The organism is Chromobacterium sp. LK1 (genome assembly GCF_001043555.1).
Classification (GTDB): Bacteria; Pseudomonadota; Gammaproteobacteria; order Burkholderiales; family Chromobacteriaceae; genus Chromobacterium; species Chromobacterium aquaticum.
Window position 1 is genome coordinate 36554 of the sequence record NZ_LDUI01000022.1, and the last position, 18506, is coordinate 55059.

The following is an 18506-nucleotide window of genomic DNA, read 5'->3' on the forward strand; positions in this document are numbered from 1 at the left end:
TGGGTATTGAACAGGCTCTCGGAGAGCGAAGGCCGGAGCGGTGACAAGAGAGAGGGAGGAGACGCAATGTCGATGCAAGAATGCTTGAGCCGCTGCCTGAGCCGCGGCGTGGTGGGTTTCCCGGTGGCCTTGGCCAGCGCGGTGGGCGTGGTGATGGCCAGCCCGGTGATTCTGACCGCCACCAGCGGCTTCGGCATGGCCGGCGGCACGTTCGCGCTGGCGCTGCTGATCGCCTATCTGATGATGCTGGCCCAGACCACCACCTTCGCCGAGGCGGCGGCGATGCTGCCGACTTCCGGCGCGGTTTACGACTATATCAGCGCCGGCCTGGGCCGCGGCCTGGCCATTGCCGGCACCTTGTCCGCCTATCTGCTGGTGCATGTGTTCGCCGGCACCGCCGAGACCATTCTGTCCGGCATCATGGCGCTGGTGAATTTCGACCATCTGAACACCATGCTGGAAAAAAGCGGCAGCGCCTGGATGGTGGGCGTGGGCCTGGTGATCGCCTTCGGCGCGCTGAATGCCTTGGGCGTGACCGTGTTCGGCAAGGCCGAAGTGGTGTTGACCTTCGGCATGTGGGCGACGCTGACCGCCTTCGGCGTGGCCGGCCTGCTGCGCGCGCCGGCGGTGGACCTGGGCGGCTGGTTCGGCGCGCCGCTGCAATGGGGCGATCCCGGTCTGCTGCTCAGCCTGGTGGGCATGGCGATGTTCATGTTCGTCGGCGCCGAGCTGGTGACGCCGCTGGCGCCGGAGCTGCGCGATTCCGGCCGCGCCATTCCGCGGGCCTTGACGCTGGGGCTCAGCGGCGTGGCCGTCGCCATGCTGCTGTTCGGCGCGGCGATGACGCGGCAGGTGGCCAATCTGCCGCTGGACCCGGCCCAGCCGGCGGGCCCCAGGCTGCTGGACACGCCGATGGCGCTGCCGGCCTTCGCCGAGCGGGTGATGGGGCCGTTCGGCAAGATCTGGCTGGGCATAGGCCTGCTGCTGGCCGGCGCGGCGACGATCAACACCCTGATGGCGGCGCTGCCGCGCATTCTGTATGGCATGGCGCAGGACGGCGCGCTGCCGCGCTGCTTCGCCTATCTGCATCCGCGCTTCAAGACGCCGTGGTGCGGCATTGGGCTGGCGGTGCTGATTCCCTGCGTTCACGCCTGGCTGATCCGCGGCGATCTGGAGCGCATCATGCCCTTGGTGCTGGCCGCGGTCTGCTCCTGGGGCGTCGCCTACCTATTGGTGACGCTGTCCATCGTGCGGCTGCGGCTGACGCGGCCGGATTTCCCGCGCGCCTACCGCTCGCCATGGTTCCCGCTGCCGCAGATCGGTTCGGCGCTGGGCATCGTGCTGGCGATCTGCTTCATCACGCCGCCGGGCATGCAGGCGCGCGACATTTACGCGCCCTTCGGCCTGATGCTGGGGCTGACCCTGTTGTACGCGCTGCTCTGGACCGTGCTGGTGCAGAAGGTCAACCCTTTCCGGCCGGTGCCGCTGGAACAGATACTGCGCGCGGAACTGAGCGAGCCGGAGGACGAAGCGCTGCGCCGGGAGCTGGAACGTGTGGCGGCGGCTGGCTGAGGCCTGGTCGCGGCCGCGCGGCTACCGTCCCGGCGCGACGCTGGCGCGGCTGCGCAGCGACTGGCCCGGCTTGGAAGGCGAGGCGGCGTCCGCGGCGGAGCAAAGCTTCGCGTTTCCGCACGGCGTCTGGTCCTTCCTGGTGCGGGAGCGGGTGGAGGCCGGCTGGATGGCGCATCTGGTGGCTTGCGAGTTCTGCCTGAGCCTGCCGGTTTCCGATCCGGTTCCCGCGCGCATCCGCCTGCGCCATCGCGGCGCCTGGCGGCGGCAGGGCGTCGCCGTGGATTTGCTGGCCGGCGACGCGGTACGGCTGGCGCCGCTATTGCAGGCCTTGCGCGCCGACGCCGATGTGTGTGCCGCGCTGATGCCGCTGGATTTCCGCCGCTGCGAGCTGCGGGGCGGGGTCGATGGCTGGTCCTTGCTGATCGAGCCCTTCGGCGCCAGCGAAGTGGTGTGCCTGTTGCCGCCCTTGCGGCGTTATATCCGGCTGGGACCTATCCAGCGCCTGGCGTTGCTGGCCAGCATGGCGGCTTGCCGACGGGTGTTGCTGGCGTTGAATTGAGGTTCTAAGAACCTGTTTACGATCTGCTGCGCGTCGTAAAACGTGACGCGGTGAGCACGCCTTCGAAATGCTCATGTGCCACGTGTACATGCCGCTTTCTCAGCGGTGTTCTCCTTGCCTCAAGCGCTGAATATCCGGTTGCGGCGCGGGCAGCGGCAGGCGCTCAAGTTGCTCCAGCAGGCTGAGCAGCAAGTGCAGCTTGTCGGCGCTGAAATGGTTTTCGATCTGCTGGTAGCAGGCGTGGGTCAAGGGCAGGATGCGTTCGGTCAGCGTTCTGCCCATGCTGGTGGGCGTGACGATCAGACGGCGGTTGTCGTTGCAATCGCGGGCGCGATGTACCAGCTGAGCCTTTTCCATGCGCACCAGAATGCCGGTCAGGCTGGGCGCGTGGATGCAGGCGCGCAGGGCGATGACGCCGGCTTCCATCTCGCCGTTCTCGGCCAACAGCCGCAAGATCCGCCATTGTTGCTCGGTCAGGCCGAAGTGTTTGAGCACTGGGCGGAAATAGGACATCACCGCTTCGCGCGCCAGCAACAGGCGCTGCGGCAATTGCGGATGTTGGCTGTTCTGCGGACTTGGCATGGGCTGGCGTTCGGCAAAGTTAATAAGTTAACATTGTATAGCTTAATCAAAGCGGAGGCGACAGTGTCCGCCACGCATGAGATCAGGAGGGAATGCGATGTCCTTGCACAATAAAGTGATCGTGATTACCGGGGCGGGTTCCGGCATAGGCGCGGCTTGCGCGCGCGCGTTCGCCAGCCAGGGCGCCAGGGTGGCGCTGATCGGCCGGCGCGAGCCGCCGCTGCAGGCGCTGGCGCTGGAAACCGGCGGCCTGGCGCTGGCCGGGGACGCCGCCGACGGCGCGCACTGGACGGACGCGTTGGCGCGCATCCACGCGCGCTGGGGGCGAGTGGACGGGCTGTTGGCTTGCGCCGGCGGCCTGGGCATGGGCTCGGCGCTAGCGACCGACGACACGGCCTGGCGCGCGGCGCTGAGCGTAAATCTGGACACTGCCTTTGTGTCGGCGCGCGCCTGCCTGCCGGACCTGATCGCCCAGCGCGGCAGCATGGTGCTGATGGCCTCCATCGCGAGCCTGGCGGCCGTGCCGGAGGCCTGCGGCTATGTGACGGCCAAGCATGCGCTGCTGGGCTTGACCCGCTCGCTGGCCAAGGATTTCGGCCCGGCCGGCGTGCGCGTCAACGCGGTCTGTCCCGGCTGGGTGCGCACGCCGATGGCGGATCTGGAAATGCAGCCGCTAATGGCAGCGTATGGTGAGGACCTGAAGGCAGCTTACCGGCGCGTGAGCGCCGATGTGCCGCTGCGGCGGCCGGCGGAGCCGGAGGAGGTGGCCGCGGTGTGCCGGTTCTTGCTGTCCGATGAGGCCGCCATCGTGCATGGGGCTTGGCTGGCGGCGGACGGCGGCGCCACCGCGGTGGATGTGCCGACGCTGGCTTATTCGCGGCTGGCGGCGGAGACCGCGGGCTGAGCCGGGACGACATTGACGACGCTGGCCCGCGCGCCCACGCGGAAGCTGCGGCTGGCGCCGAAGTCCCGCCCCTGGTAGCCGAAGATCTTGCCATCGGTTTGCATCCGCTCCAGGTCGATCAGCAGCACGCCCAGCGTGGGAATGATTTTTTCGCGCCAGACAAACAGGTAAAGCCCTTGCGCCAGTTGGAAGCCGTGGCAGCGATCGACGTCGGCCAGCCCTTGCTCCACGCCTTCCAGGCAGTGCCAGGCGTAGAAATGGTCGTTCAGGTAAATATGCTCGTAGCACTCGGTGGGGCTGTAGCGGTAGCGGTTGCGCATGCCCACCAGTTCGCCGCAGCCTGGCGGCGGCGCTTCCGTCGCCGGACGGTTGATCGCGCCGTGGGCGAAGCTCACGGCGACGCCGCTTTGTTCCAGCTCGCGCTCGGCGCGTTCAAAGGCGGATAGCCTGACATCGGCGGCGTCGGGCAGGCTGCCGCTCACCAGGGTGCAGCGCTGCCGTCCGAGGTCCAGCGCCAGGCTGAGCGAGAGCCGGGCGTCGCCACCGTGGCGGAAGTCGATGAAGAAGACGCCGGGGCGCAGCGAATTGGACGCGTGATAACCGTCGACCTCGGCCAGCGCCGAGGCCAGGCCAGGGCGCACGATGTCGACGTGGGCGCGGCCCTCGCTGTCGAAGCGGCAGTCGGCGGCGCTGTTGTCGTCGAAGCACAGCAGCAGATTATTGCCGTCCAGTTCCTTGCTATGCGGCGGCGCCAGGCTGTCCGGCGCGAAGCCGTCGGCCAGCTCGCCGACCTGAATGAAGCTGGGGAGGATGTCTTGCATTGGGTGGCTCCTTTGGTTGGCGGATAATAGGCGCGGGGGTCTTGATGCCCGCGGCTTAAAGGCCGTGGCGTTCGGCCTGCGCCTGCAACTGCCGCGTTTGCAGGTCGCGCATTGCCGCGCCCGGCTGTTGCGCGACGACCAGCTCCAGTAGCGGATCCTCCACCGGGGTGCGGACGCCGGACAGCGCTTCCAGCGCGGCCAGGCCGCAGAAGGGCACATAGGCTTCGGAATAACCGCCCTCGTGCAGCATGGCCAGGCGGCCGCCGGCTGCGGCATCGGCGTATTCGACCAACTGCGTGGTCAGCGCGCGGAAGGTGTCGCTATGCGCCTGCATCCGCGCCAATGGATCCAGCGCATTGGCGTCATAGCCGCAGGCGACGATGATCAGCTCCGGCTGAAAGCGGCGCAGCGCCGGCAGGACCAATAGCCGCATCGCGTCCAGATAGGCCTGGTGGCCGCCTCCGGGCAGCAGCGGGATGTTGAGGTTGGCGCCCAGGCCTTCGCCCTCGCCGCGGTCGTCGGCGCCGCCATAGCCGGGTGGGTAACAGCCATCCTGATGCAGGGAGATGGTCAGCACATCGCCGCGGCGATAGAAAATGGATTGGCTGCCATTGCCGTGATGCACATCCCAGTCGACGATGGCGACGCGGCGCAGGCCGTGGCGGGCGATGGCCAATTCGGCGGCGAGGGCGGCGTTGGCCAGAAAGCAGAAACCCATTGCAGCGTCCGCCAGGCAATGGTGGCCGGGCGGACGCGACAAGGCATAGCTCTTGTCCGCCTCGCCGCTGAGCAGGGCGTCCACCGCCGCCCAACACAGGCCGGCGGACAGCTTGGCGATTTCATAACTGCCAGGGCCAATCGGCGCTTGCTGGCCCAGGATGCCGCCGCCGGCGTCGCTGAGCGCCTGGAAGCGTTGTAGATAGGCGGGTGTGTGCACGCGCAGCAGATCATCCTCATCCAGCGTCGGCGCGCTGCGCACTTGCAGCCGGGCGCTGAGACCGGACACGTCCATCAGACTTTTCAAGCGGCGCTTGCTGTCCGGCGATTCTGCGTGGCCGCCGCCGGAAGGCGGCTGCACCCAGCCGCCCACCGGCAGGATTTGCGCGTGTTGCCCGGCGCTGTGCCACAGGCAGAGTTCGTCGAAGAAAAAGGCGGTGCGCGGCGGCATGGCGGGCTCCGGTGAAGTGGCGGCGGTTTTGGTGTGCACGCGCTGGCCGCGCGAGGTCTTGGAGCAGGCTGGCAGCAGCCAGGGGGCGCGGCAAGCGCCGGCCTCGGGCTTTGCCGATTTGGGATAGGCCCGGCGCAACACCGCCGGCTTCAGCGCTTGAGTCGGCGCAGCGCGTCCTGCAGCGCCTTGCGGTAGTCGGGCGTTTCCCGGGTCTGGGCGATGGCGTCCCACAGCTGGCGCGTCAGTTGAGGCCTGCTGTCGGCGAAAGCATGGGAAAAAATCAGGTAATAAGGTTTGGAGACCAGGTCCGGGCCGACTTTCTCTATCTGGTCCCGGTAGGCATGGTTGCCAGCCAGCAGGCTGTCGCCAGCCAGGGTCGGCAAGGCCACGCCGCTGAGACGGCGCGCCAGCAGCTTGTTCAGGTTCTGCACGGGGTCGCGGGAGCTGTCGTCGACTTGCGCGCCCAGCGCCAGGAGCTGGGCAATCACCGAGAAGCCGGTTTGGGCGCCGATGGCAGCGTCGACATTGCTGAGGCGCTGGCCATCCCAGCCCAGTTTCGAACCTTTTAGCCGGTACAGGCTATAGCCGTCGGTATGCATGCGCAGCGCCGGGTCGGCGGCGTCGCCCTTCATCGGAAAGACGCCGATGACGAGCCGCTCCGGCTTGAAGCTGATTTCGAACAGCCCGTCGAGCTGATTGTTCTGCACCTCGCTCAGGCAGCGGGTCCAGGCCATCTGCTGGATTTCCAGTTTGACCTTGGCGGTGCGGGCCACGGCTTTGAGCATCAGCAGGCTCAGGCTGGGGCCATTCAGCCGCCGCCACGGCGGGGACTCCATGTCCTCGGTGCACAGGCGGACACTGTCCGGCGACGGCGCGGCGGCGGCAAAGGCGCAAAACAGCGCAAGCAAGAGGCAAAGACGAAAACGCGGCATGGTGGCGGGGCTTGAGGGTGGCGGCTCTTCAAGTTTTTTGCGGCGCGGGGGAAAAAGCAAGCAAGGAAAGGACAGGGATGAACGCAAAAAAGCCGATTCGCGTAGAATCGGCTGGTTTCGCCGCCAGTTGCATGGTCTGGCGCAATCGTGATTCGCAGTTTTTTGGTGGAGGTAAGCGGGATCGAACCGCTGACCTCTTGCATGCCATGCAAGCGCTCTCCCAACTGAGCTATACCCCCGCACCGGCTGCGTTTCACAGTGCTGCGCAGTATATGGCAGGCTCCGATTCTTGTAAATAGCCGGCGCCATTTTTTTTGGATAATTTTCCGGGGGCGGCGCAGCCGGCGGCATAGGAGCCCGCCGGGGGCTCGGTTATAATCATCAGTTCGCCAGCCATTCAACAGGAAGCAAGCCGATGTCGGTAGGGCATTACGAAAACTTTCCGGTGGGCTCCATTCTGCTGCCGCGCCGGATGCGCCGCGCGGTGCATGCGATCTACCGCTTCGCGCGCTATGCCGACGATGTGGCGGACGAGGGCGACAACACGCCGCAGCAGCGCCTGGCGGAGCTGGACTTCCTGGGCGCGGAACTGGCGCGCATAGGCGCCGGCCAGCCGCCGGAAATGCCGATGATGCGCGAGCTGGCGGCGGCGGTGGCCGAGCATGGCCTGGATTTGCAGCCGTTTCATGATCTGCTGTCGGCTTTCCGTCAGGACGTGGTCACCACCCGCTATCGCGATTTCGGCGAACTCGCCGATTATTGCCGCCGTTCGGCCAATCCGGTGGGGCGGCTGATGCTGGCCTTGTACGGCGAGGGCGATCGCCGCTCGCTGGCGATGTCGGACGGCATCTGCACGGCCTTGCAATTGATCAACTTTCTGCAGGATGTGGAGCTGGACTGGCGCAAGGGCCGGGTCTATCTGCCGGAGCAGGATTTGCAGCGCTTCGGCGTGAGCGAGGCGCAGATCGCCGCGCGCGACGCCGGCGGCTTGTGGCAGCCGATGATGCGCGCCCAGATCGAGCGCGCGCGCAAGATGTTGCAGGCCGGCGCGCCGCTGGGCAAAGTGCTGAAGGGCAGGATGGGGCTGGAACTGCGACTGATCATCCTGGGCGGCGAGCGCATCCTGAAGAAGCTGCACGACTCCGGCGGCGATGTGTTCCGCCGGCGCCCGGTGCTGAACTGGCGCGACTGGATCTATATGTCGTGGCGCGCGCTGCGCGCGAAATGAGCGCCGCGGCGCGATGATGAAGAATATTGACGGATGGCGGTCCGCCGGGACCGCCGCCGCTTGGACAGGAGTGGCGCGTGACGCCTGATCAGTATTGCGAAGACAAGGCCGCGGCCAGCGGTTCCAGCTTCTACTATAGCTTCCGCTTCCTGCCGGAGCCGCGACGCCGCGCGATTACCGCGCTGTACGCCTTCTGCCGCGAGGTGGACGACGTGGTGGACGAATGCCACGATCCCGGCGTGGCCCGCGCCAAGCTGGCCTGGTGGCGCGGCGAGGTGGCCAAGCTCTACCAGGGCGGGTCGGAACACCCGGTGATGCAGGCGCTGCAGCCGCATGTGCGGGCTTTTGGCCTGCCGCAGCGCGAGTTGGAGGAGATCATAGACGGCATGGAGATGGACCTGAGCATGGTGCGCTACCAGCGCTTCCAGGACTTGCTGCGCTATTGCCACCACGTTGCCGGCGTGGTGGGCCAGCTGGCGGCGCGCATCTTCGGCCACAGCGACGAGAAAACGCTGGAATACGCGCATGAGCTGGGCATCGCCTTCCAATTGACCAATATCATCCGCGACGTGGGCGAGGACGCGCGCCGCGACCGCATCTATCTGCCGATGGAGGAGCTGCAGCGCTTCAACTGCCCGGCGATGGACATCCTGCATTACGAAGAGAGCGCGGCGTTCAAGGCGCTGATGGAGTTCCAGATCGAGCGCGCGCAGCAATACTATCGCCAGGCCTGGGAGCTGCTGCCGGCGGCGGACCGCAAGGCGCAGCGCCCCGGCCTGCTGATGGCGGCGATCTACCGCGCGACGCTGGAGGAAATCAAGTTGGACGGGCCGGCCAAGGTACTTAATCAGCGCCTGTCGCTGACCCCCATCCGCAAGTTGTGGCTGGCATGGAAAACCTGGACCTTCGGCTACCGGCCGTGAGCCGCGCATGAGCGGGCCGCGCATCGCCGTGATCGGCGCCGGCTGGGCCGGCCTCGCCGCCGCGGTGGAACTGGCCGGACGGGCGCAGCTGACGGTGTTCGAGGCCGGCCGCGAGCCGGGCGGTCGCGCGCGCCGCATCGGCGTGCCCGGCAGCCGGCTGGACAACGGCCAGCACATCCTGATCGGCGCTTATCGTGAATGCCTGCGGCTGATGGCCGCGGTGGGCGTGGATGAGCGCCAGGCCTTGCTACGCCTGCCGATGCGCTGGCAACGCCAGGGCGGCATCAGCCTGAGCTGCCCGCGCTTGCCGGCGCCGCTGCATCTGGCAGTCGGTCTGTTGACGGCACGCGGCATAGGCTGGCGCGACAAGGGCCGGCTGGCGCTGGCCTTGCAGCGTTTGAAACGGCAAGCCTGGCGGGTGGAGCCGGATTGCGCGGTGGCGCAATGGCTGGCGGAGCAGGGGCAGTCGGAGACGCTGATCCGCGAGTTCTGGCGGCCGCTGGTGCTGTCCGGGCTGAATACGCCGCTGGAACTGGCATCGATGCGAGTGCTGGCCGCGGTGCTGCGCGACAGCCTGGGCGCGGACCGCGCCGCCAGCGACCTGTTGCTGCCGCGAGTGGACCTGTCGGCCTTGTTTCCCGATCCGGCCTGGCAATGGCTGGCGGCGCGCGGCGCGGATTTGCGCGCCGGTCGGCGCGTGCGCGGCGTCACGGCGGATTCAGCGGGGGTGAGCGTGGACGGCGAGCGTTTCGATGCCGCCATCCTGGCGGTGGCGCCGTATCACGCGGCGGAACTGACGGCGGAGCCAGCGCTGCGCCAGCTGACCGAGGCTTATCGTTACTGGCCTATCTATACCGTATACCTGCAGTTTGACGGACCGCTGCGCTTGCCGGCGCCGATGTGCGCCTGCAGCGGCGGGGTCGGCGACTGGCTGTTCGACCGCGGCGCGCTGATGGGCGAGACCGGCTGGGTGGCCGCGGTGATGAGCGCGCCGCAGCATCTGGACGCGCTTGCGCAGGAGGAACTGGCTGCTCTGGTGGAGGCCGAGGTGCGCCGGCTGGACCCGCGGGCCGGCCCAATGCTTGGTTTCCGGGTACTGACGGAGAAACGGGCCACTTTTGCCAGTTTGGTCGATATGAGGCGACCGCCGCAGCCAAGCCCGGTACAATCGCTTTATTTGGCGGGAGATTGGACGCATGCTGAATATCCTGCCACTTTGGAGGGGGCCGTGCGGAGCGGCGTGGCTGCCGCCCGCGCGGTGATTGCAAGACTGTGAACCGGCCGCGCCGCGTGAGCGCCGCCGCCGAGCCTGATTACAAGATAGCGAAAAAAATGACGACAGATATCGCCTCTAACGCATTCAAGGACCGTGTGGTGCTGGTCACCGGCGCCACTCAGGGCATAGGCCGCGAGGCCGCGCTGACGTTGGCGCGCCATGGCGCCACCGTGGTATTGCTGGCGCGCAGCGTCAAAGGCCTGGAGAAGGTCTACGATGAAATAGCGGCCGCCGGTGGGCCGGAGCCGGCGGCGGTGCCGCTGGACCTGCTGAAGGCGGCGGAGGGAGATTTCAACAATCTGGCGATGATGATCAAGCGCGAACTGGGGCGCCTGGACGGCATCCTGCACTGCGCTTCGCATTTTTACGCGCTGTCGCCGCTGTCCAATCAGACGGTGGAAGAGTGGATGGACCAGTACCGGATCAATACCGTGGCACCGTTCGCGCTGAGCCGCGCCTGCCTGCCGCTGTTGAAGGAATCTCCGGACGCCGCGGTCTTGTTCGTCGGCGAAACCCACGCGCTGCACCCGGCGCCGTACTGGGGCGGTTTCGGCGCGTCCAAGGCCGGGCTCAATTATCTGACCCAGGTGGCGGCCAATGAATGGGATGTTTATCCGCAGCTGCGCGTCAACCAGCTGATTCCGGGGCCGGTGAATTCGCCGCAGCGCAACCGCACCCATCCGGGCGAGGACAAGTCCGAGCGCGGCGCCTTGGCGGACCTGATGCCGCACCTGCTGTACTGGCTGGGGCCGGCCAGCCAGGGGCGCAGCGGCGAGATCGTGGAATTGGATCTGCGCGCCCGGCGCGCTTGAAGGGAAGGGGTAGGCATGAGCATACGGCGATGGCTGTGGTTGCCGTTGCTGCTGGCGCTGGCCGGCTGCAACTGGGTGGGCAACGTCACCGGTTTGACCAAGGACGCCAACAAGGCGATAGGCGCGGCCTGTCGCCAGACCGGGCGTTCGCTGGAAGAGTGCTATCTGCGCAACCCTGAAGCCGACAAGGCGGCGATCTATTCCGGCTGGCGCGAGATGAACGAATACATGGCCAAGAACAAGCTGGACACCATGGAGCCGCCACGGGAGGCCTCGTCGCCGGCAGGAATGCCGGCGCCCACCGCCAGCGGCCACGGCGCCGCGTCCGCGCCGATGGAAAAATCCAGCGCCAACGCCGTGCCCTCCGGCCCCAAGCCCTTGAGCAACGAAGAGGCTGAACGCGCGGCGCGCACCGATCCACAAGTGGAGGCGGTGCTGGCGGCGATACGCAACAAGCCGGCCGGCGAGGGCGGCGGAAAGTCCAAGTCGGCCTCCGGCGCCGAGCCGGAGCAAAAACGGCTGCTCAACATCATCAATGAACTCAACAAGAACAGCGGCGCGCCTGGTTCGCACAGCTGATTCCCCTTCCCGTTTTTCCTGATGGCAAAAATCAAAACCGTTTTCAGTTGTGCCGAGTGTGGCGGCCAAACGCCGAAATGGCAGGGCCAGTGCCCGCATTGCAATGCCTGGAACACGTTGACCGAGGCGGTGCAAGCCGCGCCGGCGGCGAACGCGCGCTTTCAGTCCTGGAGTGACAGCGCCACCCAGGTGCAGAAGCTGTCCGATGTGCAGGCCGAGGAAGTGCCGCGCGATCCGTCCGGCATCGAGGAGCTGGACCGGGTGCTGGGCGGCGGCGTGGTGCGCGGCGCGGTGATCCTGATCGGCGGCGACCCCGGCATCGGCAAATCCACGCTGCTGCTGCAGGCGCTGTCCGAGATCGGCGCGCGCCGCAAGGTGCTGTATGTGTCCGGCGAGGAATCGCCGCAGCAGATCGCGCTGCGCGCGACCCGGCTGTCGGTGGTTACCGACCGGGTGGACCTGCTGGCGGAAATCCGCCTGGAGGCCATCCTGGAAACGCTGAAGCGCGAGCAGCCGGAAGTGGCGGTGATCGATTCGATCCAGACCTTGTACACCGATCAGGTCACCTCGGCGCCCGGCTCGGTGTCCCAGGTGCGCGAATGCGCGGCGCAGCTGACGCGCATGGCCAAGCAGACCGGCATCACCATTCTGCTGGTGGGCCACGTCACCAAGGAAGGCTCGCTGGCCGGCCCGCGCGTGCTGGAGCACATGGTGGACACCGTGCTGTATTTCGAGGGCGATTCCCACTCCAACTACCGGATGATACGCGCGATCAAGAACCGCTTCGGCGCGGTCAACGAGCTGGGCGTGTTCGTGATGACCGATCGCGGCCTCAAGGGCGTGTCCAATCCCTCGGCCATCTTCCTGTCGTCCTATCGCGACGATGTGGCAGGCTCCTGCGTGCTGGTTACCCAGGAGGGCAGCCGACCGCTGCTGGTGGAGATCCAGGCGCTGGTGGATGACTGCCACGGTTTCCAGCCCAAGCGGCTGACCGTGGGCCTGGAGCAGAACCGGCTGGCCATGCTGCTGGCGGTGTTGCATCGTCACGGCGGCGTCGCCTGCTTCGATCAGGATGTGTTCCTCAACGCGGTGGGCGGGGTCAAGATCAACGAGCCGGCGGCCGACCTGGCCATCATCCTGGCCATGGTGTCCTCGCTACGCAACAAGGCCTTGCCGGAAAAACTGGTGGTGTTCGGCGAAGTGGGCCTGGCCGGTGAGGTGCGCCCGGTGGCGCGCGGCCAGGAGCGTCTGAAAGAGGCAGCCAAGCTGGGTTTCACCCGCGCCATCGTGCCGCAGGCCAACCGGCCGCGCCAGCCGATAGACGGACTGCAGGTGATCGCGGTGGAGCGCCTGGATCAGGCGGTGGACTTCTGTCGCGAATGAGCGGTAAGAGCCTGTTTACGATCTGCTGCGTGTCGTGGAGCGTTACACGGTGAGTACAACTTCGAAATGCTCATGTACCGTGTGTACACTCCGCTTTCTCAGCTGTTTTCGCCTTGTCTCGCTTTAGCTCGCGAGATCGTAAACAGACTCTAAGAAAGTGGATAGCGAATGATAGAAGACCGAGACATAGAAGCGGAACGGCCGTATCTGTTCCGCTACGCGCTGGCGCAGCTGCGCGAAAGGGACGCCGCCGACGAGGCGGTGCAGGAGACGCTGCTGGCGGCGCTGGAATCGCGCGCCTCCTTCAGCGGCAAATCCACGCTGCGCACCTGGCTGACTTCCATCCTGCGCTTCAAGCTGATCGACGCCTTGCGCCGCAAGGGCAAGGAGAAGCTGTTCGAATCGCTGGAGGACGAGGCGGACGATGGCGACTTCGACGGCCTGTTCAGCCGCGACGGCCACTGGCGCGAACCGGTCAAGGCCTGGAGCGGCCCGGAGCAATCGCTGGTGTCGCGTCAGTTCTGGGAGGTGTTCGAGCAATGCTCGGAAGTGATGCCGCGCCGCACCGCGATGGTATTCGTGATGCGCGAGGTGATGGGCATGGAGATCGCGGAGATCTGTAATAATCTGGAGATCACCGCGACCAACTGTTCTGTGCTGTTGTATCGCGCCCGCATGAGCTTGCGGGAATGTTTTTCAATTCGCTGGAGCCGGGAGGCTAGCGTATGAAGTTGAGTTGTCGTCAGGCCAGCCGCCTGATTTCGGCCTCGCAGGACCGTTCCTTGAGCCAATGGGAATACGTGCGCCTGCGCGTGCACCTGTTCATGTGCGGCAATTGCCGCAATTTCTCGCAACAGCTCAAGTTGCTGGGAGAGGCCGCGCGTCGGGCCGGCCGCGGCGAATAAGCCGGGCAAGGGCGCGCAAACCGGCCACGGCCGGTTTTTTCTTGGCTCCTGGTGAGTCATTTGTCATTATTTGGCGTGACCCATTGAGCCGAGGAGCCTATCTATGTCCGCCAGTGCCCTGTTGCAAACCCTGATCCGCGAACATGACAACGATGCGCATGCCGCCGCCGCGAGCCTGCGCCAGCTGGCCGCGACAGCGGCGGAGCTGGACGCCGAGCAATTGGCCAGCCTGAGCTGGCTGATCAACCACGTGCTGGGCGAGACGCTTGGCGATTGGCTCGCCGCCTGGGGCTTGCAGCGCCAGCTGCCGTCCGCGGCGCCATCGGCCAAGCAATTGCGCAATCAGGCGGTGGCGGCCGGCGAGGCCGGCGCGGATCAGGAGGCGCGGGAACTGGGCCGATGCTTGGCCGTAGCGTTGGCGGTGCCGCCGCCCGCCGCCGAATTGGCGATAGCGTTGGCCGCCTTGCAGCATCTGGCGCCGTCGTTGGCATCGGGCGCGGCCTATCAGCGCTTGCGGGTTCTGCTGCCGATGACTGCGGCCACGGAGGCGGGCGCCGCCGACGCGATGTTGGCGGCCGCCTTGAGCAATGTGTTGTCCGGCTTGCTGGAGCGTGATTTGTCGGTGTTGGCCGCGGACGAAGCCGACGCGCTGCGCGAGGGCGCGGCGCTGGCCCGTCAGCTGTGGGCGCGCGCCGGCGGCTGGCTGCAGCAAGAGCGGGCCTGTTATCTGCAAGCGCTGGTGGCCAATGGCCTGAGGGAATGGGAGGCTGCGCGGATTTGGGCGTGGCAGGGCTTGGATCTGATCACCACGCATGGCGAAGAAGCGGTGGATCAGGCCTTCCTGTTGCTGGAGCAGGTCAAGGCTTGCGGTCGGTTGGAGCAACACGAGGCTGCGGAGCAAGCATGGGCGCAAGCGCGGCGGCTGGCGGCCGCGTTCGAGGATGCCGAGTTGAAAGCCTGGTTCGAGCAACGCGCGGCCGCGCTGGCGCCGGCATAGCGCTTGCCGGTTCGCGGCCAAAAAGAAGCCGGCGTGAGCCGGCTTGAATTTTCAAGGGTGCGAAGAAAACTGGGTGTGGCTCAGCGCTTGCGCTTGCCGTTGTTGCTGACCTTGGCCGCCGCGCACTGATGCGGGCAGGTGGCGCACTGGCTGTCGCTGAGGCCGGCGCCGGTGAGCGATTGCTTGAGCGCACAGACCGAGCGGCGGCAAGCGATGAAGCGGATCTGGTTTTCCGAGGCCAGCTCGCGGAAATGGCGCATCACGTTGTGGCCCAGAAAATCGGTGAACAGGATCAAGAGGTCGGTGCCGGCGGGCAGGCGGTCCACCTTGCGCTGGTGCGAACTGTTACGGCCGCTGACATGACGATGGATGTTGATGCCGAAGTCGCGCAACACATCCGGAATATTGCCGAGGGTATCGGCTCCCACAAGCATGGCATTCATTGGACATCCCTTCCTGGTTAATTTTCCGAAATGATAATCGTTATCATTTAAGCGGTCAATCGCAAACTTTGAAATTGGCAATCAGGACAGGGTGGAACTGTGGCGTTTTGTTGGCTGCGTCCGCCCGGCAAGGCTCATGGGCCGGGATGTGGCATGAGCGCCATGCATGCCTTGACCCGTGGAGGGCACTCGGCCCGGTCTTTTGGGCAGGGGACGCTGGGTGGCGATGTTAGCCATCGGTGTCGCAGTTGGAGAGTGCTGTTTGCATAATTCATGGCTGCCATCAGGTTTACGCATGTAACAGTGGCTAATAGCTGGAAATAAGAAGTATTTACAGTCCTCGATTTTTAACGCGATTGCAAAAAAGCAACATGATTTCGGCATGGTTTCATGCCCCTCTTTTGTAGTGACTGCTCTAAATATGCGATAGGAATTTTTGGATATTGGATTCCGTGTTCCGGTTAGACGCTTGTTTAATAACGGTTTTGAGGTGTTAAGAAGTATTGCTTCAAACATAGTGCCCACTCGCTCTGAAGATTGAGAAGGGAGGCGTGGGAAAAGTTTATTGACGCTAATCATGATTAATTCGCACACTCGAATCGCCTTCGGTTCAGATCAAAAAATGAGCACATGAATGCTCTCGAAGAGCCATAAACCCGACGAGGTCAGTGGCCGGATGAACTCACAAAGGGATTGGAGAATCATGAACTATCGCAAGAAGAGAATCGCGCTGGCGCTCGCCATGCTCGGCGCCGGAGCCATGCCTCTGGCCCATGCGGACGACAATAGCGGCACCCTGGACCGAGTGGAAATCACCGGTTCCAACATCAAGCGCTCCATCAAGCAGGAGCAGGCGATCCCGATGACCATCATCAAGACCGATGACCTGATCAAACAGGGCATGACCTCGGTCGAGCAAGTGGTCAACAGCCTGGCCGCCAACCAGTCCACCCAGGGCGCCAACGCCGCGGTGGGCGCTTCCACCGGCGGCGCGTCCTACGCCAGCCTGCGCGGCCTGGGCCACCAGTACACCCTGATCCTGCTGGACGGCCGCCGCATCGTGAACCAGCCGATGGACGGCACCTCGGTCGACCTCAACGCCATTCCGCTGACGGTGATAGACCGCATCGAAGTGGTGCGCGACGGCGCCTCCGCCATCTACGGCACCGACGCCATCGGCGGCGTGATCAACTTCATCACCAAGAAAACCATGCAGGGCCTGTCCATTGGCGGCGAGTTCCTGTCCCCGCAGCGTTCCGGCGGCCAGGAGCGCAGCGTCAACCTGTCCTACGGCTATGGCGACCTGGGCAAGGACGGTTTCAATATCTACGGTGCTTACGAGTATCACAAGACCAACAAGATCATGGCCACCCAGCGCGATTTCGCGTCCCAGATCACCAGCAGCACCAAGCGCAGCGTCAACAGCTTCCCGCCCAACTACCTATTGCCCAGCGGCGATCTGATAACCGGTTCGCCCAATTGCGCGCCGCCGTATTCGACGCCGGACGGCAGCGGCGCTTGTTCGCAGCTGTATTCGCTGTTCCCGTCGATCCAGCCCGAGGTCGAGCAGCAGACCGGCGTGCTCAAGGGCACCACCCGCATCGGCGACCACGAGCTGTCGCTGCAATACCTGGTGACCGAGACCAAGAACACCACCTGGGTGGCGCCGACGCCGTTCTCCGGCGACGTGACTTCGCCGACCGCGCCGGGCCAGAACCCGGCGGACGGCCCGTTCCCGGTCTATGGCCGTTCGGTGCCGGCCGGAGCGCGCGTGGACAGCACCACCGCCACCACCCAGCGCCTGCAGATGAACCTGGAAGGCCTGATCGCCGGCTGGGACTACCGCGCCGGCCTCGGCCACTCGGAAAGCAAGGTCACCCACGATCTGGAAGGCGGCTACCTGAGCCAGAGCAAGCTGCAGAACGCGCTGAACAACGGTTTTGATCCGGGCTCCTCCGATCCGGCCGCCTGGAAGCCGTTCTCGTCCAGCGGCCGCATCGAGCAGGCCAAGTCCAAGCTCGATCTCGCCGACTTCAAGGTCAGCAAGGAAGTGCTGCAACTGCCGGCCGGCATGCTGGCGGTGGCCATCGGCGCCGAGGCGCGCCGTGAAACCATCGAGCACACCTATAACCATGCGCTGTCCACCGACACCCTGAGCACCGGCCTGACCAAGACCAACGACGGCAGCGGCCAGCGCAATGCCCAGGCCTTGTACGGCGAACTGGACATCCCGGTGATCAAGCACCTGGACGCCAACCTGGCGGTGCGCTACGACCACTACAGCGATTCCGGCAGCTCGGTGAACCCCAAGGTCTCGCTGAAGTACCAGCCGGTGCCGCAAGTGCTGCTGCGCACCTCGGCCAGCACCGGTTTCCGCGCGCCCTCGCTGTACGACATCAACCAGCCCAACCAGCAGCAGCTGACCGCCAAGAACTACACCGACCCGGTATTGTGCCCGGGCGGCGTGCCCCAGCCCGGCGCCGGTTCCTCCTCTTGCGTCAAGACTCAGCAAAACCTGATGACTGGCGGCAACAAGAGCCTGCAGCCGGAAAAATCCTCGTCGATCTCGGTGGGCATGGTGCTGGAACCGGTCAAGGACCTGACCACCAGCGTGGACTTCTGGTGGACCAATATCCAGAACACCATAGGCTCGCTGAACGAGCAGACCATCTTCGCCAACCCGGGCAAGTACGCCAACCTCTTTGTCCGGGATTCGAAGAACAATCTGCTGTACGTGACCGATCTCACCGACAACCAGGGCAATACCAGCGCCGCCGGCGTCGATCTGGGCTTCTCCTACCGTCTGCCGCGCACCTCCATCGGCGACTTCACGGTGAACCTGGACGGCACCTATATCAGCAAGCACAGCTTCCAGTATGAAAAGGGCGGCGCTTACTTCAGCGACCTGGGCGCCTACGTCAACGGCGGCCCCACCTTCCGCTGGCAGCACAATCTGGCGCTGAACTGGATGCACGGCGCGTGGAGCGGCATCCTGGCCCAGGACTACAAATCGGGTTACACCGATTCCGACCCCAGCCACATGGTCAAGCCTTACTCCACCTGGAACCTGTCCGGCTCCTACGCGCTGGACAAAAAGCTGACCATCACCGCCGGCATCAAGAACCTGTTCGACCAACTGCCGCCGTGGAGCAATCAGGGCGAAACCACGCCCCAGGGCTATGACCCGCGCTTCACCGACGCGGTGGGCCGCGCCTACTTCGTGAAGGCCAGCTACAAGATGTAACTCCGCCACCGGGACGGCGCCAGCCGTCCCGGATGGAGGGAGGACGCAGGAACCGGCCTTCGCGAGAGGGCCGGAGTGGCAGATGGCGGCCGCGTCGGCCCCAGCCCGCTCACAAGGCGGGGAGGGCGCCGGTCAAGCCGCAGCAATTGTGGGTATAAACATGACGAGCATCACAGCC

General features: G+C 65.5%; 19 protein-coding genes and 1 tRNA gene. 14 read left to right on the top strand and 6 right to left on the bottom strand.

Annotated features, from left to right (window positions below):
• Positions 1-66: 66 nt before the first annotated feature.
• Both VI26_RS10800 and VI26_RS10805 read left to right on the top strand, forming a co-directional pair.
• The gene (locus VI26_RS10800; RefSeq protein WP_048409755.1) at positions 67-1572 is read left to right on the top strand and encodes an APC family permease; all 1506 of its coding nucleotides are present in this window, start codon (positions 67-69) and stop codon (positions 1570-1572) included.
• Complete coding sequence (locus VI26_RS10805; protein WP_048409756.1) at positions 1553-2131, top strand: DUF3156 family protein; 579 nt, start codon at positions 1553-1555, stop codon at positions 2129-2131. Before VI26_RS10800 ends, VI26_RS10805 begins: the two co-directional genes overlap by 20 nt.
• Positions 2132-2230: 99 nt before the next feature.
• On the opposite strand, the gene hpaR is transcribed toward VI26_RS10805, so the two are convergent.
• Positions 2231-2713: a homoprotocatechuate degradation operon regulator HpaR gene (gene hpaR, locus VI26_RS10810; RefSeq protein WP_048409757.1), complete on the bottom strand. Its 483-nt coding sequence runs from the start codon at positions 2711-2713 to the stop codon at positions 2231-2233.
• 97 nt (positions 2714-2810) lie between these two features.
• Here hpaR and VI26_RS10815 point away from each other — a divergent pair, with 97 nt between their 5' ends.
• On the top strand, positions 2811-3617 hold the full coding sequence (locus tag VI26_RS10815; protein ID WP_048409758.1) for an SDR family NAD(P)-dependent oxidoreductase: 807 nt from the start codon (positions 2811-2813) through the stop codon (positions 3615-3617).
• Here VI26_RS10815 and VI26_RS10820 read toward each other — a convergent pair.
• The 3 genes from VI26_RS10820 to VI26_RS10830 form a co-directional block, all read right to left on the bottom strand.
• Positions 3584-4438 (bottom strand): MoaF C-terminal domain-containing protein, encoded by an 855-nt coding sequence (locus VI26_RS10820; RefSeq protein WP_048409759.1) that lies wholly within the window; start codon positions 4436-4438, stop codon positions 3584-3586. The two genes, VI26_RS10815 and VI26_RS10820, sit on opposite strands and share 34 nt — an antisense overlap.
• Before the next feature lie 55 nt (positions 4439-4493).
• On the bottom strand, positions 4494-5606 hold the full coding sequence (locus VI26_RS10825; RefSeq protein WP_048409772.1) for a class II histone deacetylase: 1113 nt from the start codon (positions 5604-5606) through the stop codon (positions 4494-4496).
• A gap of 149 nt (positions 5607-5755) precedes the next feature.
• Entirely contained in the window at positions 5756-6442 is a 687-nt protein-coding gene (locus tag VI26_RS10830) for an ABC transporter substrate-binding protein (protein WP_156183840.1), read from the bottom strand.
• Between VI26_RS10830 and VI26_RS24510 the strand changes: the two genes are divergently transcribed.
• Positions 6441-6689 carry a hypothetical protein gene (locus VI26_RS24510; RefSeq protein WP_156183841.1) on the top strand — a complete coding sequence of 83 codons (249 nt, stop codon included), beginning with the start codon at positions 6441-6443 and terminating at the stop codon, positions 6687-6689. The two genes, VI26_RS10830 and VI26_RS24510, sit on opposite strands and share 2 nt — an antisense overlap.
• 12 nt (positions 6690-6701) lie before the next feature.
• Here the strand turns inward: VI26_RS24510 and VI26_RS10835 are convergent.
• Positions 6702-6777: transfer RNA gene (locus tag VI26_RS10835), tRNA-Ala, on the bottom strand.
• A gap of 176 nt (positions 6778-6953) precedes the next feature.
• Here VI26_RS10835 and hpnC point away from each other — a divergent pair.
• From hpnC to VI26_RS10880, 9 genes are all read left to right on the top strand, one after another.
• Positions 6954-7766 (top strand): squalene synthase HpnC, encoded by an 813-nt coding sequence (gene hpnC, locus VI26_RS10840; protein WP_048409760.1) that lies wholly within the window; start codon positions 6954-6956, stop codon positions 7764-7766.
• 77 nt (positions 7767-7843) lie between these two features.
• Complete coding sequence (gene hpnD / locus VI26_RS10845; protein ID WP_048409761.1) at positions 7844-8689, top strand: presqualene diphosphate synthase HpnD; 846 nt, start codon at positions 7844-7846, stop codon at positions 8687-8689.
• A 7-nt stretch (positions 8690-8696) separates the two neighbouring features.
• Positions 8697-9965: a hydroxysqualene dehydroxylase HpnE gene (gene hpnE, locus VI26_RS10850; protein WP_048409762.1), complete on the top strand. Its 1269-nt coding sequence runs from the start codon at positions 8697-8699 to the stop codon at positions 9963-9965.
• A gap of 56 nt (positions 9966-10021) precedes the next feature.
• Complete coding sequence (locus VI26_RS10855; protein WP_048409774.1) at positions 10022-10777, top strand: SDR family oxidoreductase; 756 nt, start codon at positions 10022-10024, stop codon at positions 10775-10777.
• Between the two features lie 15 nt (positions 10778-10792).
• The gene (locus VI26_RS10860; protein ID WP_231581000.1) at positions 10793-11356 is read left to right on the top strand and encodes a hypothetical protein; all 564 of its coding nucleotides are present in this window, start codon (positions 10793-10795) and stop codon (positions 11354-11356) included.
• 21 nt (positions 11357-11377) lie between these two features.
• A complete protein-coding gene (radA, locus tag VI26_RS10865; protein WP_048409763.1) occupies positions 11378-12739 on the top strand; it encodes a DNA repair protein RadA in 1362 nt (453 codons plus the stop codon).
• Between the two features lie 168 nt (positions 12740-12907).
• Positions 12908-13468, top strand: coding sequence for a sigma-70 family RNA polymerase sigma factor (locus VI26_RS10870; protein WP_048409764.1), 561 nt, complete (start codon positions 12908-12910; stop codon positions 13466-13468).
• Positions 13465-13644, top strand: coding sequence for a zf-HC2 domain-containing protein (locus tag VI26_RS10875; RefSeq protein ID WP_048409765.1), 180 nt, complete (start codon positions 13465-13467; stop codon positions 13642-13644). The genes VI26_RS10870 and VI26_RS10875 overlap by 4 nt, the downstream gene beginning before the upstream one ends.
• A gap of 103 nt (positions 13645-13747) precedes the next feature.
• The gene (locus VI26_RS10880; RefSeq protein WP_048409766.1) at positions 13748-14641 is read left to right on the top strand and encodes a hypothetical protein; all 894 of its coding nucleotides are present in this window, start codon (positions 13748-13750) and stop codon (positions 14639-14641) included.
• An 80-nt stretch (positions 14642-14721) separates the two neighbouring features.
• Here the strand turns inward: VI26_RS10880 and VI26_RS10885 are convergent, their stop codons facing one another.
• Positions 14722-15084, bottom strand: a complete 363-nt coding sequence (locus tag VI26_RS10885) for a DUF2325 domain-containing protein (protein ID WP_048409767.1) — start codon at positions 15082-15084, stop codon at positions 14722-14724.
• 703 nt (positions 15085-15787) lie between these two features.
• Here VI26_RS10885 and VI26_RS10890 point away from each other — a divergent pair.
• Complete coding sequence (locus tag VI26_RS10890) at positions 15788-18328, top strand: TonB-dependent receptor (protein WP_053074364.1); 2541 nt, start codon at positions 15788-15790, stop codon at positions 18326-18328.
• Positions 18329-18506 lie beyond the last annotated feature (178 nt).